The sequence below is a fragment of the Erwinia sp. BNK-24-b genome, from assembly GCF_047456155.1.
Classification (GTDB): domain Bacteria; phylum Pseudomonadota; class Gammaproteobacteria; order Enterobacterales; family Enterobacteriaceae; genus Erwinia; species Erwinia phyllosphaerae.
On the sequence record NZ_CP179901.1, the window covers coordinates 1,376,571 to 1,399,071 of the forward strand.

Consider the following 22,501-nt stretch of genomic DNA (forward strand, 5'->3'; position numbering starts at 1 on the left):
GCTTTTTATTATGACCAAAGCTTATTATTTACTAAGCAGGCTTATATTTACCCGGCAAATGACGATATAAAGCATTGACCAGATAATCGCTGCCTGGCGTCATTAACCACCAGCTCATGCCCACCAGCACCACAGAAAGCGATCCTACCATTACATCTGTAAACCAGTGCGCGCCAATCATGATGCGCGGCGTGGCAAATATCAGCACGATGGCCAGCGCAATTAAAAAGGCCCGGCGGCCAAAATAACGCAGCATAAAGCAGGCAAAAATCATCAGCATCATGCCGTGATCGCCCGGGAAGCTATCGGAAGAAGCGTCTTTGGTTGGAATGCCGGTTAAGGTAGTGACGTGATTAACGTCCGGGAAGAACTTTGTTGGGCTGGGATGCGAGACCGGAATCAAATGGCCCAGCTGGTTCAGCACGACAGCCGTCAGCAGCATAGCAATGCCGATAGCCAGCATGCGCCTGCGGCCCTGCGGCGTCTCCCGGCGCCAGAAGCTATAGTAGAGCGCGCCCATTGCCAGCAGTGAAACCGCATCAAAAGGACGGAAATTGGTGATAGCCACCAGCCACAGCAGCGCTTTATTGGTCACCAGCCGCTCGTTAAACCAGTAAAAAATGGTCTTATCCAGCGTAAACCAGAACCCATGGTGCGCAGGTAAATACCAGGAGAAAAACAATGCAAGGCCCAGCACGTTAAGCACCAGGATAGAAATTAAATTATTTGCGCGCATTTTATTAAAATTAGGTTAAGAAAAAAGTAACGGGGTAGATTATACAGCGTTAGTTAAACGAAGCTTCAACAAAGATGCCTGGAGCCTGTTCCAGTCAGCCTCTTCTTCATGAATGATTTCAATCCGGCTGTCCGGCGGCGTTGCCTGCCGCGTTTCAATGTTAAAATCTTCGCCCTGACGGTTAACACTCAGCAAACCTTCCGGAATACGCATGACGCCTTTAACCCGGCTAACCGGAGCCAGCCGCGCCCACTCAAGCAGGCCGACGGTATCGAACACGGTGTCGGCATCAAATACCCAGCCGCAGGAAAAGTAGCCCTGGCCCTGGTTAAGCGAACGCCGCCAGCGGGTGTTCTGAACAGGGGCAAGCGCCGCCAGCCGCGAAGCGGGTGCGGTATGATGATGGGCCGCCCGAGGCAACGCGCGCAGGTTAGTTCTGGGACGGCTCAGCAGCTCAACGGCAATTTCACCAAAGCGCGCAGGAATAATCGGACGCGCCGGGTCGTCCTGCAACTGCCAGCGCTGTAGGGCAGCAAGCGTCGCCTCATCCCAGCGATCTTCTTTATTGGCTACGATAATATCGGCTGCCGCCAGCTGGTCGCGGAAGTTTTCGTTTTCCACCACGCGAGCGTCATTTAACTGACGGGGATCGAGCAGGCAAAGCGTGGCGTCCAGCGACAGCCACGGCTGATAAACTTCTGCGCCCAGCAAATCGAGGATCTGTTTAGGATGGCCCAGCCCGGTGGGTTCTATCAGCAGGCGATCGGGCCTGGCCTGCTTCAGCAGCATATTCAGACCAACCTGCATCGGCAGACCGTTAACGCAGCACATGCAGCCGCCGGGGATCTCTTTTAACACCGCGCCGCTTTCCGCCAGCAGCGCGCCATCAATACCCACTTCACCAAATTCATTGACCAGTACCGCCCATTTCTCGCCTTCTGGCTTTTGTGCCAGCAGATGCAGGAGCGTGGTGGTTTTACCGCTGCCCAGAAAACCAGTGATGAGATTGACCCGCGTCATATTTTTTTCCTTAAAACCAGGCTGATTACGCTGACAGGCCGCTAAAAATTAGCTGGCGGCTATGGTTAACAGGCTGAAGTTAATAAATGAGGTATGTATGAGCAATGTTAAATTTGCCCTTGCCCTGTTTCTGTCCGTATGGATAAGCCCTGTTCTGGCCGCCAGCGCAACCGGCACCGTTAGTTTTCAGGGCAGCCTGATGGGCGAAAGCTGCGGGATGTCGCTCAACCAGTCGCAGGTCAGCGCTTCTTGCTATCAAAACGGGCAGACGATCGTTCTGCCCGTTTCGCTGCATTCAGGGAGTCAACCCCTGGCCGGCATCGGCACGACCGACGTTCGCTGGCTGGACAGCAGGCAGGCTAAAGGGATTGTTACGATTAACTATCGCTAGTTAAATTGTTATAACATAACAATTGTGGCGGTGCATCTGTTGACCGCCATCGGAAAACTATTCTGCGCGGCCCATATAGCGGCGCTCGGCGATATGAATGCGGATGCGTTCGCCGCTGCTGAGATATTCCGGCACCTGGATCACCAGACCCGTGCTCATCGTAGCGGGTTTGGTTCGGGCGCTGGCGGAAGCACCTTTAATACCGGGCGTGGTTTCGATAATTTCCATATCCAGCGTTTGCGGTAGCTCCAGCGCCAGGATCTGGCCATCCATCGTTAATACCTGAAGGCCCGGAATGCCGCCTTCGGGAATAAACAGCAGCTCTTCTTCAATCTGCTCCTGTTTAAAGACGTAAGGTGTGTAGTCTTCGTCATCCATAAAGACATACTCATCGCCATCCTTATAAGAAAAGGTAACCTGACGACGGCTTAGCGAAATAGCGTCGATAATATCGTCGCCTTTAAAACGTTCTTCGACTTTCAGGCCGGTACGGATATCCGTAAAGCGCATTTTATACAGCGTGGAAGCGCCGCGTGCGCTGGGGCTTTGCACGTCAATATCTTTTACTAACAGCAGCTTACCGTTATAGCTGACGGCCATGCCTTTTTTAATTTCATTCGCTCTTGGCATTTTCTTATCTCAATAAAAGGGGCGGTGGAAATTCTCGCGACAACTTACTCTTGCCGACGGTTTCAGGCAAGTGCTTAACGGTGACGAAAAGCCAGCAGCGCCGCGCTCTGAAAGCATAGTATTCCCCGCATGCGCCTGCTATTGTCGCGCTTTCAATATGAGGATAAGTAATGCAGTGTCGATCGAACTGTGGTGCCTGCTGTACCGCGCCCTCTATTTCTACCCCCATTCCCGGTATGCCGCATGGCAAGCCCGCCAACACGCCCTGTATTCAGCTGGACGAGCAGCAACGCTGCAAAATTTTCACCTCGCCGTTAAGACCAGCGGTTTGCGCCAGCCTGAAACCCGATGCTGACATGTGCAAAACCAACCGCGAAGAAGCGATAACGTGGTTACTGTTGCTGGAAGAGCAGACGGCACCTTAAAAAGGCTTCAGCAAGTATCAGCATATCCCGCGAAGAAAAAGATTTTTTTCTGCAAAGAGAAGTGAAGTGTGCGTCGCTTCAAAAATCTGCTACGCCGTTGACGGTAATACTTGCAACATCGGGACAACAAAGCTCAAACTGATTGAAACGTTTCAGCGTTGCGCTGTCAGGCAGTTAGTCATGGGGAGCCGCTTTTTTCCCGGTGATAGCTGAAACGATTCAAATGAAGCAGCGAGGAGAACTATGTTCCAGCTTGAACTGATCGCCATTCATCCCGGTGCCACGGCCGGGAACAAAGAAGAGGCCATTCGCCAGGTGGCGGCGGCCTTAACCTCTGCCGGTAACGTTGGCGAAGGCTACGTTAACGGTATGCTGGCCCGCGAGCAGCAGACGTCGACCTATCTTGGCAACGGCATCGCTATTCCCCACGGGACAACCGACACGCGCGACCTGGTACTGAAAACCGGCGTGCAGGTTTATCAGTTCCCACAGGGCATTGCCTGGGGCGAAGACCAGACGGCCTATGTTGTCATCGGTATCGCAGCCAAATCGGACGAGCATCTGGCGCTGCTGCGTCAGTTAACGCACGTGCTGAGTGATGACAGTGTAGCAGAGCAGCTGAAAACCACGGATTCCGCAGAAACGCTGCGCGCTCTGTTGATGGGCGAAAAGCAGGGCACGGAATTTAAATTTGATACCTCGCTGATTTCCACTGACGTTGCCGCCAGCGATCTGATGACGCTACAGGCGTTAAACGCTGGCCGTCTGCAACAGGCTGGCGCGGTAGATGCCGGCTTTGTCAGCCACGTTATCGCCTCCCGCCCGCTGAACCTGGGGCAGGGTATCTGGCTGAACGACAGCGCTACGGGCAATCTGGGCAGCGCCGTCGCGGTCAGCCGCAGCGCCACGCCGTTTGAAGTGGAAGGTGAGAAAGCCGCGCTGCTGGTCACCGTTGCCGTCGTCGACGAGCAGCCGCTGAACGTGCTGAACTATTTAAGCGATCTGCTGATCAAGCAGCAGGCGGAACGTCTGCTGAGCGCGGATGCTGCCGGGATTCTGGCGCTGCTGACCAGCGAAGTTTCTGAACAGGCGGACGTGCTGACGGAAGAATTTACCATCCGCAATGAGCACGGCTTACATGCTCGTCCAGGCACGGCGCTGGTCAGCGTTATCAAGAAGTTTAACTGCGACGTTACCGTCACTAACCTGGACGGCAGCGGCAAGCCTGCCAACGGCCGCAGCCTGATGAAAGTCGTCGCGCTTGGCGTGAAGAAAGGGCACCGCCTGCGCTTCACTGCCAGCGGTGAAGATGCACGCGCGGCACTGGACGCGATTGGCGAAGCGATAAGCGCCGGTCTGGGCGAGGGTGCAGCATGAGCAGACGCGTAGCAACTATTACGCTGAATCCGGCCTACGATCTGGTGGGCTATACGCCGGAAATCGAGCGTGGCGAAGTTAACCTGGTGAAAACCACCGGCCTGCACGCCGCTGGTAAAGGCATTAACGTAGCGAAGGTCCTGAAAGATTTAGGCATCGACGTCACCGTTGGCGGTTTCCTGGGCAAAGAGAACCAGGATGGCTTTCAGCATCTGTTCAGCGATTTGGGCATTGCCAACCGTTTTCAGGTGGTAGAAGGCCGTACCCGCATCAACGTAAAGCTGACCGAAAAAGATGGTGAAGTGACCGACCTTAACTTTTCGGGTTTTGAAGTCACGCCGCAGGACTGGGAGCGTTTTACCACTGATTCCCTGACCTGGCTGGGCCAGTTCGATATGGTCTGCGTGAGCGGCAGCTTACCCAGCGGCGTAGACCCGGACGCGTTTACCGAATGGATGAGCGCGCTACGCACGCACTGTCCCTGCATTATTTTTGACAGCAGCCGCGAAGCGCTGGTTGCCGGTCTGAAAGCGGCACCGTGGCTGGTCAAGCCTAATCGCCGCGAGCTGGAAATCTGGGCCGGGCGCAAGTTACCGACTCTGCAGGATGTTATTGAAGCCGCGCATGCGCTGCGCGAACAGGGCATCGCCCACGTGGTGATCTCTCTGGGTGCAGAAGGCGCGCTGTGGGTTAACGCTTCAGGCGAATGGATCGCCAAACCACCGGCCTGTGAGGTGGTGAGTACCGTGGGTGCCGGAGATTCTATGGTCGGCGGGCTGATTTACGGCCTGCTGATGCGTGAATCCAGCGAACACACGCTGCGTCTTGCCACGGCCGTGGCGGCGCTGGCCGTCAGCCAGAGCAACGTAGGCGTGACCGATCGTACCCAGTTGGCCGCAATGATGGCGCGCGTCGACCTGAAACCCTTTAACTGACAGCAGGAGAGGCATAATGAAAACGCTGCTGATATTTGATCCTTCGCTGGGGCTGGCTACCAGCCATCTGGCAAAAAATATTCTTAAAGCGAGCGCGGCGGCAAAAGGGCTGACGCTGACGGAAAACCTGGCTGAAGCCGAACAGATCATCGTGGTGGGTAAATCGCTGCCTGCCAGTATCGATCTGCATGGCAAAACCGTTTACCAGACGGATATCGAATCGCTGCTGCGTCAGCCGGAAACTGAACTGGCAAAAGCGCAAACCGATGCCAAAACCTGGCAGGCACCCGCCGTGGCTAAACCGGCGGCTGTTACCACTGCTACCGATGTGGTCGCCAGCGGCCCTAAGCGTATTGTAGCCGTCACCGCCTGTCCGACCGGCGTGGCGCATACCTTTATGGCTGCAGAAGCCATTGATACCGAAGCGAAAAAACGCGGCTGGTGGGTGAAGGTAGAAACCCGTGGTTCCGTGGGCGCAGGCAATGCGATTACACCAGAAGAAGTCGCTGAAGCCGACCTGGTCATTATTGCGGCGGATATTGAAGTGGATCTGGCAAAATTTGCCGGTAAACCGATGTACCGTACTTCTACTGGTCTGGCGCTGAAGAAAACCGCGCAGGAATTCGACAAGGCGCTGGCGCAGGCTAAACCTTATCAGCCGCAGGGCGGCAACCAGCCTGCGGCACAGGGTGAGAAAAAGAGGGCGCAGGCGCCTATCGTCATCTGCTGACCGGCGTTTCCTATATGCTGCCGATGGTCGTAGCGGGCGGCCTGAGTATCGCGCTCTCCTTCGCTTTTGGTATTACCGCATTTAAAGAGCAGGGCACGCTGGCGGCCGCGCTGATGCAGATTGGTGGCGGCAGTGCATTTGCGCTGATGGTACCGGTGCTGGCTGGCTTTATTGCCTTCTCCATCGCTGACCGTCCTGGCCTGACGCCGGGTTTGATTGGCGGTATGATCGCTACCAGCATTAATGCAGGTTTCCTTGGCGGTATTATCGCCGGTTTTATCGCCGGTTACGCCGCGAAGCTGATCAGTACAAAGGTGAAGCTGCCGCAAAGTATGGAGGCGCTAAAACCCATTTTGATTATTCCGCTGCTTGCCAGTTTAATTACCGGCCTGCTGATGATCTACGTGGTGGGCGGCCCGGTAGCGAAAATCATGGCTGGCCTGACCCACTGGCTGGCAAACATGGGCACGGCAAACGCGGTACTGCTTGGCGCGATTCTGGGCGGCATGATGTGTACTGATATGGGCGGCCCGGTGAATAAAGTCGCCTATGCGTTTGGTGTTGGCCTGCTCAGTTCGCAGACCTATGCCCCGATGGCCGCGATTATGGCTGGCGGTATGGTACCGCCGCTGGCAATGGGCCTGGCGACGCTGGTGGCGCGTAAGAAATTCAACAAAGGTCAGCAGGAAGGCGGTAAAGCGGCGCTGGTACTGGGTCTGTGCTTTATCTCGGAAGGCGCAATTCCTTTTGCGGCCCGTGACCCGATGCGCGTTCTGCCATGCTGCATTGTTGGCGGCGCGTTGACTGGCGCAATCTCTATGTGGGTTGGCGCGAAGCTGATGGCGCCGCATGGCGGGCTGTTTGTGCTACTAATCCCTGGCGCTATCACCCCGGTGCTGGGCTATCTGCTGGCGATTATCGCCGGTACGCTGGTAGCGGGTCTCTCTTACGCGGTGCTGAAGCGCCCGGAAGCAGAGCTGGCGAAAGCCTGATTGACGTTTTGAGTAAAGAAAAAAGCGCGGGCGACCGCGCTTTTTTTATTTGCGCAGAATAAAGCAGTGCACAACCTTAGTAAGCGTTACGCTTTGTTTACTTCCGATGCTTTGTGTAAGCTGTCGAAGATACAATCGATAGATGAAATCCATATCTACATAAGAATTGAGTGTGTAAAAGCGACAGCTACGGCCACATCACCAAAGCTATTACGTAATTCACTAGCGCGCCTGGCGTATGATTTTTACGTTATGACAGGTAATAGAGTTAAATCATTTTCACTGAATTTAGCGTTAAATCGAGTTGTGTTAAAATCTGAGCTCTGGCATGGGAAAGTCTATTTCGTCCTTACAGCTTATCCAATGGTGTAGCAATGAAAAAAATCAACGTAGATAATCTTGATGGCCTGATTTTTACTTATTTCGGCATGGATTACGAGCTACACGGCCCTGGTGACAGTATTGAGTCGCAAGTTAATGTCTGGATAGCAGAAACTCCCGCTGCTTACAGGCAAGGGCTGATTGATGATATTGAGCAATTTTATCGTGAAGCTGATGATTTAGAAAAAGACTTTGAACATCGCTATGGTTTCGAGTTTTCTCCGCAATTGTGGGGGGCAACAACAGCTGAATTTCTTGATATTTTAAAAGTAAAAGTCATTGAGTCGCTTTCAAAGGAAATATAAATTTCAAGCGAGGATATTAAGCCGCCTGGTCACTCGACAGCAACACCGGGTGACTATTTAACAGTTAGTAAATTACGTTAACAGGCCCGGCCTGTGCCATCCCTGGCACCCGCTGCTTTTCTTTCCCGCTCGTTTCCAGTCTTTTATAAAAGCTGATTGTTCGGGTCAGAAATTTTCAGCTGGCGGGAATCAAGACGAACGCATTCCCTTTCAGATCTGCTCTGACTTCAGCCAGGCGATTTCATCTTTCCAGATATCCGGATTAATCGTTTCCAGAATCAGCGGAATGTTGTCAAAGCGGCTGTCCTTCATTAACCAGCTGAACGCCGTTTTACCAATGTTGCCTTCGCCCAGGCTGTGATGGCGGTCAACGCGGCTGGCAAAGGCGCTTTTAGCATCGTTCAGGTGCATACCGCGCAGATACTGGAAGCCTACGATGCGCTCAAACTCGGCAAAAGTTTTGACGCAGTCTTCTTCGGTACGCAGATCGTAGCCGCCCGCGAAAGCGTGGCAGGTATCAATACAGACGCCCACGCGGGATTTATCTTCCACGCCGTCGATAATTGCGGCCAGATGCTCAAAGCGGAAGCCGAGATTGCTGCCCTGACCGGCCGTATTTTCAATCACGGCGGTGACCCCCTGAGTTTTATCCAGCGCAATATTGACCGACTCGGCGATACGTTTCAGGCAGGCTTCTTCATCAATCTGCTGCAAATGGCTGCCGGGATGAAAGTTCAGCAGCGACAGGCCAAGCTGTTCGCAGCGCTGTAGCTCGTCGATAAAAGCACCGCGCGACTTTTCCAGCGCTTCTTCCAGCGGATGGCCCAGATTAATTAAAAAACTGTCGTGCGGCAGGATTTGCGCCGCGCTGTAGTGATATTTCTCGCAGGCGTTGCGAAAGGCGGAAATCACCTCTTTGGTCAGCGGGGCCGCTCGCCACTGGCGCTGGTTTTTGGTAAAAAGCGCAAAAGCCGTCGCCTCGATTTCATGGGCGCGCAGCACCGCCTGATCCACACCGCCAGACGCGCTGACGTGAGCGCCGATAAATTTCATGCCTGCTCTCCTTTATTTTATCAAAGCGGGCCATGATAACCGGAAACGGCCAGAAATTATGCCAGCAAATGCTGTATAGCCAGGTTAATCGCGCCACCGCCCACCATCAGCCACACAAACAGCGCAGCGCCCAGCAGTACCGGCTTTATCCCCGCTTTTTTTAGCTGGCTAAACTGCGTGGTCAGCCCCAGCGCTGCCATCGCCACGGCCAGCAAAAAGTTATCCAGTTTGTTAAATTCGTTGACCAGCGCTGTCGGTAACAGGTGCAGCGAGTTAAAGAGCGCCACGCCGATAAAGCCCAGCGCGAACCAGGGAAAACTAATGCGGCGCAGGTTTCGCTGCCCCGAGCGACCCACGCGAAAAGTGAGGATCAGCAGGAAAGGGGCCAGCAGCATTACTCGCAGCATTTTGGTGATGACCGCGGCATTTTCCGTTTCCGGGCTAACCGCGTGCCCGGCAGCGACCACCTGAGCGACCTCGTGCAGGGTTGAGCCGGTAAAAATACCCCACTGTGCAGGCGTAATGCCGGGTAGCGCGGTAGCGCACCAGTGCCACAGCAAAGGATAAAGGAAAATGCCAATTGTGCCGAACAGCACCACGGTAGCGATAGCGATCGCCACTTTCGGCGCTTCCGCCTTGATGACCGGTTCGGTAGCCATAATCGCCGCCGCGCCGCAAATGCTGCTGCCTGCGCCAATCAGCCAGACGGTATCGCGATCCAGCCCCAGTACGCGACGACCCAGCCAGCATGCCAGCAGAAAAGTCGAACTGAGCAGCAGTAAATCGGTCAACACGCCGCTAAAGCCGATATCGGCAATTTGCTGAAAGGTCAGGCGAAAACCGTAAAGCACGATGCCGACACGTAATAAGAGCTTTTTCGCCAGCTGTACGCCAGCATCACAGGAAGCCAGACGGCCATAAAAAGTATTGCCTGCTACGATACCCGCGATCATCGCCAGGGTTAATGCGCCCAGTCCAGACGCTGCTACCGCAGGTTGATTGCTTAACCAAAGCGCGGCGGCTGCCAGTAGCATAGCCAGCCCCAGCCCACTAACATAGCGCAGCGTAGAGAAACGAACATGCGTCAGCGATAACTCAGCCATAGCCAGACTCCTTAAGTGAAGAAGCCCAGCATGCGTCAGGGTGGCTTAAAAGAGAAATTGATTATATATTTATAATTAACCAGAATAAGTGATATAAGAGGGCGTATTATGTTCAGGCGTTTAAGAAAGTGGGCAGGGATTATCCGTCGGGATGGATTAACGCTATGGTACGCCTGCCGTGATCCTCGTACGCCATTCTGGCAAAAGGGAATGGCCGTCGCGCTGGCGATATATGCCTTTAGCCCCATCGATCTTATCCCGGACTTTATACCGGTAGTGGGATTACTGGACGACGCCATTATCGTCCCGGCAGGCATCATGCTGTTGCTGCGGCTGCTGCCAAAAGAAGTTCGGCTTGCCAGCCAGCAGCGCACCGACAGACAATATCAGAAAAAAAAGCGGGCTGGCCTCTGGCTGGCAGTTGTTCTTCTGGCGTGGCTGGCCGTCATTGTATGGCTGATAAGGCATTACGCTGGCTGAGGAAAAGCAATGCATATTACGTTAAGACAGCTTGAAGTCTTTGCCGAAGTGCTGAAAAGCGGTTCGACTACGCAGGCATCGCAGGTACTGGCGCTGTCGCAGTCGGCGGTCAGCGCGGCGCTGGCGGATCTGGAAAACCAGCTCGGCGTGCAGCTGTTCGACAGGGTCGGCAAGCGCCTGGTGGTTAACGAGCACGGGCGTTTACTTTATCCGCGTACGGTCGCGTTACTGGAACAGGCTACGGAAATTGAACGGCTGTTTCGTGAAGATAACGGCGCGCTGCGGGTTTACGCCAGCAGCACCATTGGTAACTACATGTTGCCGGGCATGCTGGCAGGCTGGCGTCGTGATTTCCCCGAGCTGCCGCTGGAGCTAAGCGTGGGTAATAGCCAGGACGTGATCAACGCCGTGATGGATTTTCGCGTCGATATCGGTTTTATCGAAGGGCCTTGCCACGTTAGCGAGCTGATTGGTGAACCCTGGCTGGAAGATGAGCTGGTGGTGTTTGCCGCCGCCGATGCGCCGCTGTTTAATCAGCCAGTTACGCTACAAAGCCTGGCGGAGGCGCACTGGATCCTGCGCGAACATGGCTCCGGCACGCGCGAAATCGTCGATTACCTGCTGCTGTCGCATCTGCCGCAGTTTAGCCTGGCGCTGGAGCTGGGCAATTCCGAAGCGATTAAGCACGCGGTGCGCCACGGTATGGGGATCAGCTGTCTCTCTCGGAGGGTCATCGCTGAGCAGCTGGCGGCAGGGTCGCTAAAAGAAGTGCCGATTCCGTTGCCAAAACTGAAGCGCACGCTTTATCGCATCCATCATCGCCAGAAGCATTTATCCAAAGCGCTACAGCGTTTTTTAAGCTATTGCGCCGAGTAGTTTGTCGCAAAAGCGGTGCCTGGCACCAAAGATACGAGCAAGCAGGCAAGCCTAACGCGCTGATATTCGGCAGGATAAACGGGAAATTCCATCGCGCTAATAATCGGCGACGGATCATGAACCTATCTTATAACGTCGCGGAATTACTACTTCTGCCAGAGGAGTTTGTTACAATCGCGCCTCATTTTAGCCAGAGCACAGCATTTAACGATGGATCATGACACAAAAACCACACAACAGCCTGAGTTACAGCGCAAATTAAAGTCGCGTCATCTGACGATGATCGCTATCGGCGGGTCAATCGGTACCGGCCTGTTTGTCGCCTCCGGCGCAACTATCTCTCAGGCCGGGCCGGGTGGCGCACTGCTTTCCTACGCCTTAATCGGGCTGATGGTTTACTTCCTGATGACCAGCCTCGGCGAACTGGCGGCTTTTATGCCGGTTTCCGGCTCTTTCTCTACCTACGGTTCTGACTTTGTTGAAGAAGGCTTCGGCTTCGCGCTGGGGTGGAACTACTGGTACAACTGGGCCGTAACCGTGGCGATTGAGCTGGTTGCCGCGCAGCTGGTAATGACCTACTGGTTCCCGGATACGCCCGGCTGGATCTGGAGCGTTCTCTTCCTGAGCATCATCTTCTTGCTCAACTACATTTCGGTAAAGGGCTTTGGTGAGGCAGAATACTGGTTCTCCCTGATCAAAGTGGTCACTGTGGTGATTTTTATCGTAGTTGGCGTGATGATGATTGTGGGCATTCTGCACGGCAATCAGCCTGTAGCAGGATGGCAGAACTGGCATATTGGTGATGCGCCGTTCTCCGGCGGCTTCTCTGCGATGATCGGCGTGGCGATGATTGCCGGCTTCTCTTTTCAGGGTACGGAGCTGATTGGTATCGCGGCGGGGGAATCGGAAGATCCGGCCAAAAATATTCCGCGCTCGGTTCGCCAGGTTTTCTGGCGCATCCTGCTGTTCTATATTCTGGCGATCCTGGTTATTAGCCTGATTATCCCTTACACCGATCCAAGTCTACTGCGGAACGACGTAAAAGATATCAGCGTTAGCCCGTTTACGCTGGTGTTTAAGCATGCCGGTCTGCTTTCGGCGGCGGCCATTATGAACGCCGTGATCCTGACCGCTATTCTGTCTGCGGGCAATTCCGGAATGTACGCTTCTACCCGCATGCTGTTTACGCTGGCGCGTGAAGGCAAAGCGCCGCGTATTTTTGGTAAGCTTTCCAAAGGCGGCGTACCGCGTAACGCGCTGTATGCCACGACCGTGGTAGCGGCGCTCTGCTTCCTGACCTCTATGTTTGGCAATCAAACCGTTTATTTGTGGCTGCTTAACACGTCAGGCATGACCGGTTTTATCGCATGGCTGGGGATTGCGATTAGCCATTACCGCTTCCGTCGCGGCTATGTGGCGCAGGGCCACGATCTGGCCGACCTGCCTTACCGCTCGAAGTTTTTCCCGCTGGGGCCTATCTTCGCTTTTGTACTGTGCCTGATTATTACGCTAGGGCAGAACTATCAGGCGTTTCTGGCAGATCGTATCGACTGGTATGGTGCCGCCGCGACCTATATCGGTATTCCGCTGTTTTTGATTATCTGGTTCGGTTACAAGCTGACCAAAGGTACTCGCTTTGTGAAATACAGCGAAATGCGGTTTCCCCACACCAAATAAGTAACTTTAAGCAAAGGCGCGGTTTCCGCGCCTTATCCCGCCTGTAATTCCTTGTTACAAATATGATTGATAACTATTATCATTTCCTTTATTGTTAGCGCCGTAGTTTTTTGCTTTGCTAAATTTTATGAGTTTGCCGGTGAAAGAGGCGAACTTAATGACAGGTAGAGACCATGAGCGTGACCCACAATCCCGAGCACACCTTAGTCCGACGGCAGAAAGAAGGCGCGATGGATCGTTACCATCACCTGCTGCGCCGCCGTCTGTTTTTTATGGGCATCCTGGTGCTGGCGATCCTTGCTTCCCTGCTGTTTGATTTTACGCTGGGGCCATCCGGGCTGACGCTGCATACGCTGTGGCAAACGCTGCTGTCGCCGGAGAGCGTCGACGCCGGTTCGCGCGTTATCGTCTGGGACATTCGCCTGCCTTACGCCCTGATGGCGGTGGTGGTAGGCCTGGCGCTGGGTCTGGCCGGTGCGGAAATGCAAACCATCCTGAATAACCCGCTGGCCAGCCCGTTTACCCTTGGCGTTTCATCTGCTGCGGCCTTTGGCGCCGCGCTGGCGATCGTGCTGGGGATTGGTTTTCCGGGCATCCCCGATCAGTGGTTTATCTCGGCTAACGCCTTTATTTTTGCGCTGCTGGCGGCCCTGATGCTGGATGGCGTTACCCGCTGGACGCGCGTGGCCACCTCTGGCGTGGTACTGTTTGGTATCGCGCTGGTCTTTACCTTTAACGCGCTGGTCTCAATGATGCAGTTTATCGCCAGCGAAGACACGTTACAGGGACTGGTATTCTGGACCATGGGCAGTCTGGCAAGAGCGTCCTGGGACAAGCTGGGCGTGCTGACGCTGGCGCTGCTGGTGATTGTGCCGTTTTCCATGATGAGTTCCTGGAAGCTGACCGCGCTGCGCCTGGGCGAAGATCGCGCCGTCAGCTTTGGTATTGACGTCCGCCGCCTGCGTCTGGGCACGCTGCTGCGTATCAGTATCCTGTCTGCGCTGGCGGTGGCTTTTGTTGGCCCGATAGGCTTTATCGGGCTGGTTGCGCCGCATATCGCCCGCCTGATCTTTGGTGAGGACCACCGCTTTTACCTGCCGGCCAGCGCATTAACCGGTGCCTTAGTGTTATCAATGGCCTCGGTAGTGTCGAAAAATCTGGTGCCCGGCGTAATTATTCCCGTAGGCATCGTAACTTCTCTGGTGGGCGTTCCGTTCTTCCTGAGCATTATCTTGCGTCATCGGGGGAGCGTCTGATGGATGGCCTGAAAATCAGCGGCTTCCATGCCGGTTACCCTAAACGCAAAATTATCAGCAATCTCATCGTGCCGCTGCTGCCGCGCGGAAAGATTACCGTGCTGCTGGGGCCAAACGGCTGCGGAAAATCAACGCTGCTGCGCTCTATTGCCGGGCTTAACCAGGCGCAGGGCGAACTGTGGCTGAACGGCACCGAACTGCTGGCGCAGCCGTTTGCCCGGCGAGCGGAAAAGGTAGTTTATTTGCCGCAGTCGCTGCCTGCTGGCGTGCATCTGCACGTGCTGGAATCGATTATCGTTGCGCAGCGCGCCTCCGGTGGCCGAAGCAGCCCGGATAGTGAGGCAGAAGTGATGGCGCTGCTGGAACAGCTGGGCATTGCACATCTGGCGTTAAGCTATCTGGATCAGCTTTCCGGCGGGCAGAAGCAGCTGGTGGGCCTGGCGCAGTCGCTGATCCGTCGTCCCGAACTGCTGCTGCTGGATGAACCCCTCAGCGCGCTGGATCTCAACTATCAGTTCCACGTTATGGATCTGGTTCGCCGGGAAACCCGCAGGCGCAATATTGTTACGGTGGTAGTTGTTCACGATATCAATATCGCTTTGCGCCACGGTCAGCACGTACTGATGCTGCAAAACGGCGAGCTGATTGCCGACGGCCTGCCGGAAGAAGTGATTACGCCGCAAAGCCTGGCAAAAGTTTACGGCGTGCGCGGACGCATTGAGCGTTGTTCACAAGGTACGCCACAGGTACTGATCGACGGCCTGGTCACTGAACCGGCTTTTTGAAAATCAGGCCGGGAGCGCTTATGGGGCCTGAAAGTTTACGCATACGATATGATTACCTGCGAACTGAATGAGATGAAAACAGACAGTGACGTGGGGCATTATGAACAGTGGTTGTGGGGTGATGTGAACCACTACCAGAACCGTCTGGCAATTATCTCCACGCGTTCGCTCCATGTTTCTGGCAAGCAGTCCTGAAGCTTTTTGCCTTATTCATGAGTGATAAAAAGGCCGGGGTATCCCGGCCTTCGGCTATTTAGTATAAAACTTCCGCATAAGTTTTAAGCTGGCTATATATGCGGAACTTAAATGACAAAAATATCCGGGCCTTTTACGGCCAGCGTATTAAGAATGCGGAGTACAGGGCCGCTTGGGGTGATTTCGCCACGCTCCCATTTAGAAACGCTATCTACCGTCATGCCCAGCATATAAGCCAGCGTCGCCTGGGTCAGGCCCCATCGGGCACGAACCGCTTTAATTTCACTGCCTGACATAGCGCGAACCGCCGCAACGCGTTGACGGAACTCCCGCAAGCTTACGCGCGCAGCAATTTCCTGCACATCGTCATCGCTCATCAATCCCAGCGCCTGTAATTCTCTGGCATCTTCAAGCATTTCGTTTAGTTCAGCTGGTTTTGTTTTCATTTTTGTTTACCTCTCTGAATGTGCCGCTTGCCGTTAGTCGATCCATCATTTTTGCATCTGCTTTTACCCGCATGCAGCAGTATCCGCTTTTTTTTAACGCCGCCGCCTAAGTCTGCTTCAAAGTTGCCGTGCATAATTTAGAAGCTACCGTACAAAGCTCGATGTCACCGATACCGAATTTATCGAACATCCTGTCCAGACGTTTGTGAATGTAAATCACCATACCCTTGTCCTCCGGCTCCATGCCGTAATCATTATTATAATAATCATTATGGGCATATGACAATGGGGATCGGGGAGGGGTTGGGAAAGGGGTAATAAAAAGGCCGGGATATCCCGGCCTTCAGCTGCTATGCCAGCAGATACTTCGCGTGAAAGCGCAGATGATCTTCCACAAAGCTGGCGATAAAGAAGTAGCTGTGATCGTATCCGGGCTGAATACGCACGGTAAGCGGATACTCTTTTTCGCGGGCGATGCTTTCCAGTCGCTCCGGACGGAGCTGATCGGCCAGAAACTGATCGCTGTCGCCCTGATCCAACAGCATTGGCACCTGCTGCGTCGCGCGCTGCATCAGCGTACAGCTGTCATACTCTTCCCAACTGTGACGATCTTTACCCAGATAAGCAGTAAAGGCTTTTTCGCCCCACGGCACCTGGGCAGGGTTAACGATGGGCGCAAACGCGGATGCGGAAACAAAACGCTGCGGATTACGTAACGCCAGCATTAGCGCACCGTGGCCGCCCATCGAGTGGCCCATAATCGCCTGTTTGTCGCTGACGTTGAAGTTCCCGGCTATCAGCGCGGGCAGTTCTTCGTTCAGGTAATCGTACATGCGAAAATGTGCGTCCCACGGTGCCTGCGTGGCGTTAAGATAGAACCCCGCGCCCTGACCCAGATCGTAACTTTCATTATTGGGTACTACTTCGCCACGCGGGCTGGTATCCGGCATGACCAGCACCAGACCCAGCTCCGCCGCCACGCGCTGCGCCCCCGATTTCGTTGAGAAGTTCTCGTCGGTGCAGGTCAGCCCCGCCAGAAACCACAGGACAGGCGGCGCGGTTTCGCCCTTAGGCCCCGGCAGAAAAATGCTGAAGGTCATTGAGCAGTTTAACGTGGCCGACAGATGGCGGTAGCGCTGCTGCCAGCCGCCAAATAACCGATGTTCTTCAAGTAGCTCCAGGCTGGATGCCATTCCTCTCTCCTTATTTAGTGAAATGCACCACGGAACGGATCGATTTCCCTTCGTGCATCAGATCAAACGCGTCGTTAATCTCTTCCAGCGGCATGTTATGGGTAATGAAGTCGTTAAGCTGGAACTCGCCGTCCAGATAGCGCTGAACGATGCCCGGCAGCTGAGAACGACCCTTGACGCCGCCAAAAGCTGAACCGCGCCACACGCGTCCGGTAACCAGCTGGAATGGACGAGTAGAAATCTCTTCGCCCGCGCCGGCCACGCCGATAATCACGGATTCGCCCCAGCCCTTATGGCAGCACTCCAGCGCAGAACGCATAACGTTAACGTTGCCGATACATTCAAAGGAGAAATCGACGCCGCCGTCGGTCATCTCCACAATCACATCCTGAATCGGCTTGTCGAAATCTTTTGGATTGATTAAATCGGTCGCGCCCAGTTTGGTCGCCAGATCGAACTTGCTGGTGTTCAGATCGATACCGATGATGCGGCCGGCTTTTGCCATTTTCGCGCCGATAATCGCCGACAGGCCAATGCCGCCCAGGCCGAAAATCGCCACGGTATCGCCTTCTTTAACCTTCGCCGTATTCATTACCGCGCCCATGCCGGTAGTGACGCCGCAGCCCAGCAGGCAAACTTCTTCCAGCGGCGCTTCTTTGCTGATTTTTGCCAGCGAGATTTCCGGAATAACGGTGTATTCAGAGAAGGTCGAGGTGCCCATATAGTGGAAAATAGGCTTGCCGTCTTTAAAGAAACGGGTGGTGCCGTCCGGCATCAGGCCCTTGCCTTGGGTGGCGCGGATGGCCTGACAAAGGTTAGTTTTGCCCGACAAACAGAATTTACATTTGCCGCATTCTGGCGTGTAGAGTGGGATAACGTGATCGCCAACCTCAACGCTGGTAACGCCTTCGCCGACCGCTTCTACAATGCCGCCGCCTTCGTGCCCTAAAATCGCCGGGAAAACGCCTTCAGGGTCTTTTCCGGACAGCGTATAGGCGTCCGTATGGCAAACGCCGGTCGCTACGATGCGCACCAGCACTTCACCTTTCTGCGGCGGCATCAGATCCACTTCTTCAATCGACAGAGGTTCGCCAGCGGCCCATGCGATGGCGGCGCGAGTTTTAATCATTTGCATATCAGTGTATTCCTTATCGAAGGCTGCCATTCGGCAATGTCGGGAGAACGGGCTGTTGCGCTCAAACCCATTAATTATGGCTGAATTTCGTCGTCTGGCGTCTGCTCTATAATCAGATACTTCAGCGCCTTTACATTGGGCGTGAAAGCGTCGCGCCGCCAGATTAAATAAGTGTCGGTATGACTGATTTCTTCGGGCAGGGGATACTGTTGCACCTGACCCGGCGTCGCTATCCGCGCCAGCACCGATTCTGGCAGAATGGCCAGACCCGCACCGCTGGCTACGCAGGCCAGCATGGCGTGATAGGACTGAATTTCCATAAACTGGCCGGGCGCTATCCCTGCCTGGCGAAACCAGTTTTCTAAACGCAGGCGGTAAGAGCAGCCGGGGCGAAAGGCGAACAGGGTATCGCCAGCCGCATCGGCAGGATGGTTAACCGGTGGATGGCTCAGATTGCCGATCAGCACCATCCGTTCGGCAAAGGTTTTGCAGCTGTTAAGCTCATCCGCCACTATCGGACCTTCAACCAGCGCGGCCGCCAGCGTGCCCTTGCGCACTTGCTCAATAAGCTCACCGGAGGTGCCGGTAATCAACGTGAGTGCTACCTCTGGATAGCGCTGATGATAGGTCGATAGCAGAGAAGGCAGATGTACGGCTGCGGTACTTTCCATTGAGCCCAGCGCAAAATTGCCGCCCGGTTCGCCACTGTGTGCCATATTTAGCGCTTCTTCACTCAGCGCCAGGATACGCTGCGCGTAGCACAGAAAATTGTGCCCCATCGGTGACAGGCGCAGGCGCTGTTTTTCACGAATAAACAGATCGATGCCCGTTTCCTGCTCCAGCTGGCGTAACCTGGTTGTCAGGTTGGACGGCACACGGTGCAGCTGCTCGGCGGCGCGTACCAGCGACCCGGTCTCCGCCACCGCACAGAACATTTTTAGCTGGGTCAGATCCATTTATTCTCTTTTTGTAAGCAAGTTAGTGACTATTATTCATTTTTTGTAAGTCTAATCGTGGTACACACTGTTAGCAACATTTTCATTACCTCGGCAGCAGGAAAAGAACATGGCACTACGCGTGGCGCTCAGCGCCTTTATCGCTCTTATTGTGGCGATGGGAATTGGACGATTTACTTTTACGCCTCAGGTGCCGTTGATGATTGCGGAACACCAGCTGACGCTAACCAGCGCGGCGGTCGTGGCGGCTTTTAACTATCTGGGTTATCTCTGCGGTTCATGGAACGCGATGCGGACAACCAGCCATGTAGAAACGCGGCTAAAGGCAGGAATTGGCGGAGCGGTGGTGCTGACGCTGCTTTCCGCCTGCGTCGCCGGGCCGTGGCTGCACGGCGTTATTCGTTTTGTTATCGGCTGGGCCAGCGGCTGGACGATGGTGCTGGTGGCGGCATGGAGCAACGAGCAGCTGCATAAGTATGGTCGTCCCGGCCTGAGCGCCGCCGTTTTTGCCGGGCCGGGAACGGGTATTTTCCTGAGCGGGCTGCTGGCCGTGTTCCTGCACGGAGAACAGGTCAGCGCCGCCCAGGCCTGGATAGCCTACGGCGTGCTGGCGCTGGTGCTGGTTTTACCCATTGCACGCTATTTACCGCGCAAAGGCGAGCTGCATCGGCCCGAAACGGCACCGGAACCGCTGGTATTGACGACGGCGCTGAAAAAGCTGGTCTGGAGCTATAGCCTGGCGGGCTTTGGCTATATTATTCCCGCCACTTTTATGTCGCAGATGGCCGCCGCCCGTTTTCCCGGCAGCGCTTTCGCCCAGTTTGTCTGGCCGATTTTTGGCGGTGCGGCGGTAGTGGGTATCGTATTGGGTATCCTTCTGCGGCATTTTGGCACCTCTAACAGACGGCTCGCGCTCAATCTCTGGGCGCAAGCGCTGGGTGTGTTGTGCGCAGCTGCCGTGCCGGGTCTCGGCGGACTGGCGGTCGGTTCGGTACTGATGGGCATCGGCTTCCTTAGTCTGGTACAGCTCACCCTGCAATACGCGCGCGAAATGGCCCCGCTACACAGTCGTTATATGGCAGGCTTGTTGACCACGGGATATGCCGTCGGGCAACTTGTCGGGCCGCTGGTTTCTGCCGTTTCTACCACGCTTACACATCGGCTGGAGCCTGCGCTTTATCTGGCAGGCGCAGGACTGATCGTGGCCGGGCTACTGGTCTGGCGACGCGATTTGGTTACCGCGTGAAACAGTTTCGGGCGTAATACGGCGTGATTTGCTGGATTAACGGCGCGTTGTGTACGAAAATACCGCCTCTGAAATTGTACCGGTCCCGTCGGGGCCGGCGTTACACCTGCTGGAGAAAAGATCGCCATGGCTACGTTAAGTCAGGAAGCCACACTTGTTCACGAAGCGCTGCTCGCGCGTGGACTGGAAACCCCGTTACGCTCGCCTGCGCGTGAAATGGATGACGAAACCCGCAGACGCCTGATTGCCGGTCACATGACCGAAGTCATGCAGTTGCTTAATCTTGATTTAGAAGACGACAGCCTGATGGAAACGCCGCATCGCATCGCCAAAATGTATGTGAATGAGGTTTTCTCCGGTCTGGACTACGCCAACTTCCCAAAAATCACCCTGATTGAAAACAAAATGAAGGTAGATGAAATGGTGACGGTACGCGATATCACGCTGACCAGCACCTGCGAACACCATTTTGTTATCATCGACGGTAAAGCGACGGTAGCCTACATCCCGAAAGACAAGGTGATTGGCCTGTCAAAGATTAACCGCATCGTGCAGTTTTTCTCTTCCCGTCCGCAGGTACAGGAACGTCTGACCCAGCAGGTGCTGATCGCGCTGCAAACGCTGCTTGGCACCAATAACGTGGCTGTGTCTATCGACGCGGTGCATTACTGCGTGAAAGCGCGCGGGATCCGTGACGCTACCAGCGCGACCACCACCACATCGCTGGGCGGCCTGTTTAAGTCCAGCCAGAATACCCGCCAGGAATTTCTGCGCGCCGTTCGCCACAGCTAATACTTTTTGCCTGCGGCGGGTTAATAGCCGCAGGCTGACGTTTACTGCACCAAACCTTCTTTTGCCGCAGGTCGCTACAGCAGGAACCCGGACATGCCCCGCATACAGACGCTGGATTTTCTTCGAGGCATCGCCATTCTGGGGATCCTGTTGCTTAACATCAACGCGTTCGGGCTGCCGGGCGCGGCCTATCTGAATCCGAACTGGCAAGGTTCCGTTGCGCTGCACGACGCCTGGACGTGGGCAGTCGTCGATTTTTTTGCTCAGCTTAAATTCCTTGCGCTGTTTGCGCTGCTGTTTGGCGGTGGTTTGCAGCTGCTGCTGCCGCGCGGCAAGCGCTGGCTACAGGCCCGGCTGAGCTGGCTGGTGCTGTTTGGTTTTTTGCACTGCCTGCTGTTCTGGGAAGGCGATATTCTGATGGATTACGGTCTGATTGGGCTGGTGGCGTGGCGGATGATCCGTGATGTGGCCTCAAGCCGGCAGCTGTTCAATACGGGCGTGATGCTTTATGTGGTTGGATGCGGCGCGCTGATTGTGCTGGGTTTGCTCTCGGGTCACCAGCCTAATAACTCCTGGCTACCGGGCGCGGCGGATATACAGTATGAAACCTTCTGGAAAACCCACGGCGGCTGGGAAGCGGTGCGCAACCGCCTCGATCTGCTCTCTTCAGGACTGCTGTCGCTGGCGGCGCAGTATGGCTGGCAGCTGGCCGGACTGATGCTAACCGGCGCGGCCCTGATGCGCAGCGGCTGGCTAAAAGGTAGCTGGAGCCTGGCGCACTATCGGCGTACCGCGCTGATTTTGCTGCTGGTGTCAGCCGCTATTGAGCTTCCCGGCGTCTATTTTCAGTGGGCCAGCGGCTGGACTTTCTATCCGGCAGGCTTCTTTCTCCAGTTGCCGCGCGAGATAAGCGCGCCGCTACAGGCAGTCGGCTATGCCGCACTTTGCTTTGGCTACTGGCCCACGCTGGCACCTCTTAAAATAACCCGCGCCGTCAGCTGCGTGGGTAAAATGGCGCTAAGCAATTACCTGCTGCAAACGCTGCTTTGTACGCTCTTCTTTAATCATTTTGGCTGGTTTAATCGCCTCGATCGCCTGCATTTGCTGCTGGTAGTCGTTGTGGTCTGGCTAATCAATCTCTCCTTTTCCCTGCTGTGGCTGCGCTATTTCCGTCAGGGGCCGGTCGAATGGCTGTGGCGTCAGCTAACGCGCCTGAGCGGCGGCGATCCCTTGTTACAAAAATGATAACCGTCACAAATGTGACGGAAAGATATGTAACCGCTTTCATCCCTGTGACCTGATTCACGCAGTCCTCCTTCTCCCTTTGTCAGAATAGCCTCCGCAAACAAGGCGTCCGGGAGGGCTATGCAAATTTTAACTTCCACA

Annotated in this window: 23 protein-coding genes and 1 pseudogene; 15 read left to right on the forward strand and 9 right to left on the reverse strand. The window is 55.0% G+C overall.

From position 1 onward, the window contains the following. Positions 1 to 31: 31 nt before the first annotated feature. Positions 32 to 736, reverse strand: a complete 705-nt coding sequence (locus ACMGGR_RS06240; RefSeq protein ID WP_246757890.1) for a phosphatase PAP2 family protein — start codon at positions 734 to 736, stop codon at positions 32 to 34. A gap of 39 nt (positions 737 to 775) precedes the next feature. Further along, a complete protein-coding gene (locus ACMGGR_RS06245) occupies positions 776 to 1,756 on the reverse strand; it encodes a CobW family GTP-binding protein (protein ID WP_414148414.1) in 981 nt (326 codons plus the stop codon). A 97-nt stretch (positions 1,757 to 1,853) separates the two neighbouring features. Between ACMGGR_RS06245 and ACMGGR_RS06250 the strand changes: the two genes are divergently transcribed. Further along, positions 1,854 to 2,147 carry a hypothetical protein gene (locus tag ACMGGR_RS06250; RefSeq protein ID WP_414148415.1) on the forward strand — a complete coding sequence of 98 codons (294 nt, stop codon included), beginning with the start codon at positions 1,854 to 1,856 and terminating at the stop codon, positions 2,145 to 2,147. A 57-nt stretch (positions 2,148 to 2,204) separates the two neighbouring features. Here the strand turns inward: ACMGGR_RS06250 and yeiP are convergent, their stop codons facing one another. Then, positions 2,205 to 2,777: an elongation factor P-like protein YeiP gene (gene yeiP / locus ACMGGR_RS06255; RefSeq protein ID WP_246757887.1), complete on the reverse strand. Its 573-nt coding sequence runs from the start codon at positions 2,775 to 2,777 to the stop codon at positions 2,205 to 2,207. 170 nt (positions 2,778 to 2,947) lie between these two features. On the opposite strand from yeiP, the gene ACMGGR_RS06260 reads away from it, so the two are divergent. The 5 genes and pseudogenes from ACMGGR_RS06260 (at position 2,948) to ACMGGR_RS06280 (ending at position 7,922) form a co-directional block, all read left to right on the forward strand. Continuing rightward, positions 2,948 to 3,202: a YkgJ family cysteine cluster protein gene (locus ACMGGR_RS06260; protein WP_246757886.1), complete on the forward strand. Its 255-nt coding sequence runs from the start codon at positions 2,948 to 2,950 to the stop codon at positions 3,200 to 3,202. 243 nt (positions 3,203 to 3,445) lie between these two features. Next, on the forward strand, positions 3,446 to 4,579 hold the full coding sequence (gene fruB, locus ACMGGR_RS06265; protein WP_414148416.1) for a fused PTS fructose transporter subunit IIA/HPr protein: 1,134 nt from the start codon (positions 3,446 to 3,448) through the stop codon (positions 4,577 to 4,579). Beyond that, positions 4,576 to 5,514 carry a 1-phosphofructokinase gene (gene fruK / locus ACMGGR_RS06270; RefSeq protein ID WP_246757884.1) on the forward strand — a complete coding sequence of 313 codons (939 nt, stop codon included), beginning with the start codon at positions 4,576 to 4,578 and terminating at the stop codon, positions 5,512 to 5,514. The genes fruB and fruK overlap by 4 nt, the downstream gene beginning before the upstream one ends. Before the next feature lie 16 nt (positions 5,515 to 5,530). Next, positions 5,531 to 7,236: pseudogene (fruA, locus tag ACMGGR_RS06275) on the forward strand (PTS fructose transporter subunit IIBC). A gap of 374 nt (positions 7,237 to 7,610) precedes the next feature. Further along, positions 7,611 to 7,922, forward strand: a complete 312-nt coding sequence (locus ACMGGR_RS06280; protein WP_414148417.1) for a contact-dependent growth inhibition system immunity protein — start codon at positions 7,611 to 7,613, stop codon at positions 7,920 to 7,922. A 210-nt stretch (positions 7,923 to 8,132) separates the two neighbouring features. On the opposite strand, the gene nfo is transcribed toward ACMGGR_RS06280, so the two are convergent. Both nfo and ACMGGR_RS06290 read right to left on the reverse strand, forming a co-directional pair. Further along, positions 8,133 to 8,975, reverse strand: coding sequence for a deoxyribonuclease IV (nfo, locus tag ACMGGR_RS06285; RefSeq protein ID WP_246757880.1), 843 nt, complete (start codon positions 8,973 to 8,975; stop codon positions 8,133 to 8,135). Positions 8,976 to 9,031: 56 nt separating this feature from the next. Then, complete coding sequence (locus ACMGGR_RS06290) at positions 9,032 to 10,078, reverse strand: YeiH family putative sulfate export transporter (RefSeq protein WP_414148418.1); 1,047 nt, start codon at positions 10,076 to 10,078, stop codon at positions 9,032 to 9,034. A 108-nt stretch (positions 10,079 to 10,186) separates the two neighbouring features. On the opposite strand from ACMGGR_RS06290, the gene ACMGGR_RS06295 reads away from it, so the two are divergent. The 6 genes from ACMGGR_RS06295 to ACMGGR_RS06320 all read left to right on the forward strand — a co-directional run bounded on the left by ACMGGR_RS06295 (position 10,187) and on the right by ACMGGR_RS06320 (position 15,347). After that, positions 10,187 to 10,558 carry a YkvA family protein gene (locus tag ACMGGR_RS06295; protein WP_414148419.1) on the forward strand — a complete coding sequence of 124 codons (372 nt, stop codon included), beginning with the start codon at positions 10,187 to 10,189 and terminating at the stop codon, positions 10,556 to 10,558. A gap of 9 nt (positions 10,559 to 10,567) precedes the next feature. Then, positions 10,568 to 11,434, forward strand: coding sequence for a DNA-binding transcriptional regulator YeiE (gene yieE, locus ACMGGR_RS06300; protein WP_246757877.1), 867 nt, complete (start codon positions 10,568 to 10,570; stop codon positions 11,432 to 11,434). A 210-nt stretch (positions 11,435 to 11,644) separates the two neighbouring features. Then, positions 11,645 to 13,111 carry an amino acid permease gene (locus tag ACMGGR_RS06305; protein WP_246757876.1) on the forward strand — a complete coding sequence of 489 codons (1,467 nt, stop codon included), beginning with the start codon at positions 11,645 to 11,647 and terminating at the stop codon, positions 13,109 to 13,111. Between the two features lie 173 nt (positions 13,112 to 13,284). Beyond that, the gene (locus ACMGGR_RS06310; RefSeq protein WP_414148420.1) at positions 13,285 to 14,367 is read left to right on the forward strand and encodes a FecCD family ABC transporter permease; all 1,083 of its coding nucleotides are present in this window, start codon (positions 13,285 to 13,287) and stop codon (positions 14,365 to 14,367) included. Further along, positions 14,364 to 15,152 (forward strand): ABC transporter ATP-binding protein, encoded by a 789-nt coding sequence (locus ACMGGR_RS06315; protein ID WP_414148917.1) that lies wholly within the window; start codon positions 14,364 to 14,366, stop codon positions 15,150 to 15,152. The genes ACMGGR_RS06310 and ACMGGR_RS06315 overlap by 4 nt, the downstream gene beginning before the upstream one ends. 72 nt (positions 15,153 to 15,224) lie before the next feature. Beyond that, positions 15,225 to 15,347 (forward strand): hypothetical protein, encoded by a 123-nt coding sequence (locus ACMGGR_RS06320; RefSeq protein ID WP_414148421.1) that lies wholly within the window; start codon positions 15,225 to 15,227, stop codon positions 15,345 to 15,347. 107 nt (positions 15,348 to 15,454) lie between these two features. On the opposite strand, the gene ACMGGR_RS06325 is transcribed toward ACMGGR_RS06320, so the two are convergent. The 4 genes from ACMGGR_RS06325 to ptrR form a co-directional block, all read right to left on the reverse strand. Beyond that, complete coding sequence (locus tag ACMGGR_RS06325) at positions 15,455 to 15,793, reverse strand: helix-turn-helix domain-containing protein (protein ID WP_414148422.1); 339 nt, start codon at positions 15,791 to 15,793, stop codon at positions 15,455 to 15,457. A 350-nt stretch (positions 15,794 to 16,143) separates the two neighbouring features. Further along, positions 16,144 to 16,986, reverse strand: a complete 843-nt coding sequence (gene fghA / locus ACMGGR_RS06330; RefSeq protein ID WP_414148423.1) for an S-formylglutathione hydrolase — start codon at positions 16,984 to 16,986, stop codon at positions 16,144 to 16,146. 10 nt (positions 16,987 to 16,996) lie between these two features. Further along, a complete protein-coding gene (locus ACMGGR_RS06335; RefSeq protein WP_414148424.1) occupies positions 16,997 to 18,121 on the reverse strand; it encodes an S-(hydroxymethyl)glutathione dehydrogenase/class III alcohol dehydrogenase in 1,125 nt (374 codons plus the stop codon). Positions 18,122 to 18,195: 74 nt separating this feature from the next. Further along, on the reverse strand, positions 18,196 to 19,077 hold the full coding sequence (ptrR, locus tag ACMGGR_RS06340) for a putrescine utilization regulator PtrR (protein WP_246757866.1): 882 nt from the start codon (positions 19,075 to 19,077) through the stop codon (positions 18,196 to 18,198). A gap of 109 nt (positions 19,078 to 19,186) precedes the next feature. On the opposite strand from ptrR, the gene ACMGGR_RS06345 reads away from it, so the two are divergent. The 3 genes from ACMGGR_RS06345 (at position 19,187) to yeiB (ending at position 22,360) form a co-directional block, all read left to right on the forward strand. Then, the gene (locus ACMGGR_RS06345; protein ID WP_414148425.1) at positions 19,187 to 20,323 is read left to right on the forward strand and encodes a YbfB/YjiJ family MFS transporter; all 1,137 of its coding nucleotides are present in this window, start codon (positions 19,187 to 19,189) and stop codon (positions 20,321 to 20,323) included. Between the two features lie 126 nt (positions 20,324 to 20,449). Continuing rightward, a complete protein-coding gene (gene folE, locus ACMGGR_RS06350) occupies positions 20,450 to 21,115 on the forward strand; it encodes a GTP cyclohydrolase I FolE (RefSeq protein WP_246757865.1) in 666 nt (221 codons plus the stop codon). 93 nt (positions 21,116 to 21,208) lie between these two features. Beyond that, on the forward strand, positions 21,209 to 22,360 hold the full coding sequence (gene yeiB / locus ACMGGR_RS06355) for a DUF418 domain-containing protein YeiB (RefSeq protein ID WP_414148426.1): 1,152 nt from the start codon (positions 21,209 to 21,211) through the stop codon (positions 22,358 to 22,360). Positions 22,361 to 22,501 lie beyond the last annotated feature (141 nt).

Coding starts and splice junctions, on each gene's coding strand:
- ACMGGR_RS06305 (WP_246757876.1), top strand. CDS start 11,645: ATGGATCATGACACAAAAACCACACAACAGCCTGAGTTACAGCGCAAA.
- ACMGGR_RS06260 (WP_246757886.1), top strand. CDS start 2,948: ATGCAGTGTCGATCGAACTGTGGTGCCTGCTGTACCGCGCCCTCTATT.
- nfo (WP_246757880.1), bottom strand. CDS start 8,975: ATGAAATTTATCGGCGCTCACGTCAGCGCGTCTGGCGGTGTGGATCAG.
- fghA (WP_414148423.1), bottom strand. CDS start 16,986: ATGGCATCCAGCCTGGAGCTACTTGAAGAACATCGGTTATTTGGCGGC.
- ACMGGR_RS06280 (WP_414148417.1), top strand. CDS start 7,611: ATGAAAAAAATCAACGTAGATAATCTTGATGGCCTGATTTTTACTTAT.
- fruK (WP_246757884.1), top strand. CDS start 4,576: ATGAGCAGACGCGTAGCAACTATTACGCTGAATCCGGCCTACGATCTG.
- yieE (WP_246757877.1), top strand. CDS start 10,568: ATGCATATTACGTTAAGACAGCTTGAAGTCTTTGCCGAAGTGCTGAAA.
- ACMGGR_RS06295 (WP_414148419.1), top strand. CDS start 10,187: ATGTTCAGGCGTTTAAGAAAGTGGGCAGGGATTATCCGTCGGGATGGA.
- ACMGGR_RS06325 (WP_414148422.1), bottom strand. CDS start 15,793: ATGAAAACAAAACCAGCTGAACTAAACGAAATGCTTGAAGATGCCAGA.
- ptrR (WP_246757866.1), bottom strand. CDS start 19,077: ATGGATCTGACCCAGCTAAAAATGTTCTGTGCGGTGGCGGAGACCGGG.
- ACMGGR_RS06290 (WP_414148418.1), bottom strand. CDS start 10,078: ATGGCTGAGTTATCGCTGACGCATGTTCGTTTCTCTACGCTGCGCTAT.
- ACMGGR_RS06320 (WP_414148421.1), top strand. CDS start 15,225: ATGAAAACAGACAGTGACGTGGGGCATTATGAACAGTGGTTGTGGGGT.
- ACMGGR_RS06240 (WP_246757890.1), bottom strand. CDS start 736: ATGCGCGCAAATAATTTAATTTCTATCCTGGTGCTTAACGTGCTGGGC.
- yeiB (WP_414148426.1), top strand. CDS start 21,209: ATGCCCCGCATACAGACGCTGGATTTTCTTCGAGGCATCGCCATTCTG.
- ACMGGR_RS06345 (WP_414148425.1), top strand. CDS start 19,187: ATGGCACTACGCGTGGCGCTCAGCGCCTTTATCGCTCTTATTGTGGCG.
- ACMGGR_RS06335 (WP_414148424.1), bottom strand. CDS start 18,121: ATGCAAATGATTAAAACTCGCGCCGCCATCGCATGGGCCGCTGGCGAA.
- yeiP (WP_246757887.1), bottom strand. CDS start 2,777: ATGCCAAGAGCGAATGAAATTAAAAAAGGCATGGCCGTCAGCTATAAC.
- ACMGGR_RS06310 (WP_414148420.1), top strand. CDS start 13,285: ATGAGCGTGACCCACAATCCCGAGCACACCTTAGTCCGACGGCAGAAA.
- fruB (WP_414148416.1), top strand. CDS start 3,446: ATGTTCCAGCTTGAACTGATCGCCATTCATCCCGGTGCCACGGCCGGG.
- ACMGGR_RS06250 (WP_414148415.1), top strand. CDS start 1,854: ATGAGCAATGTTAAATTTGCCCTTGCCCTGTTTCTGTCCGTATGGATA.
- ACMGGR_RS06245 (WP_414148414.1), bottom strand. CDS start 1,756: ATGACGCGGGTCAATCTCATCACTGGTTTTCTGGGCAGCGGTAAAACC.
- folE (WP_246757865.1), top strand. CDS start 20,450: ATGGCTACGTTAAGTCAGGAAGCCACACTTGTTCACGAAGCGCTGCTC.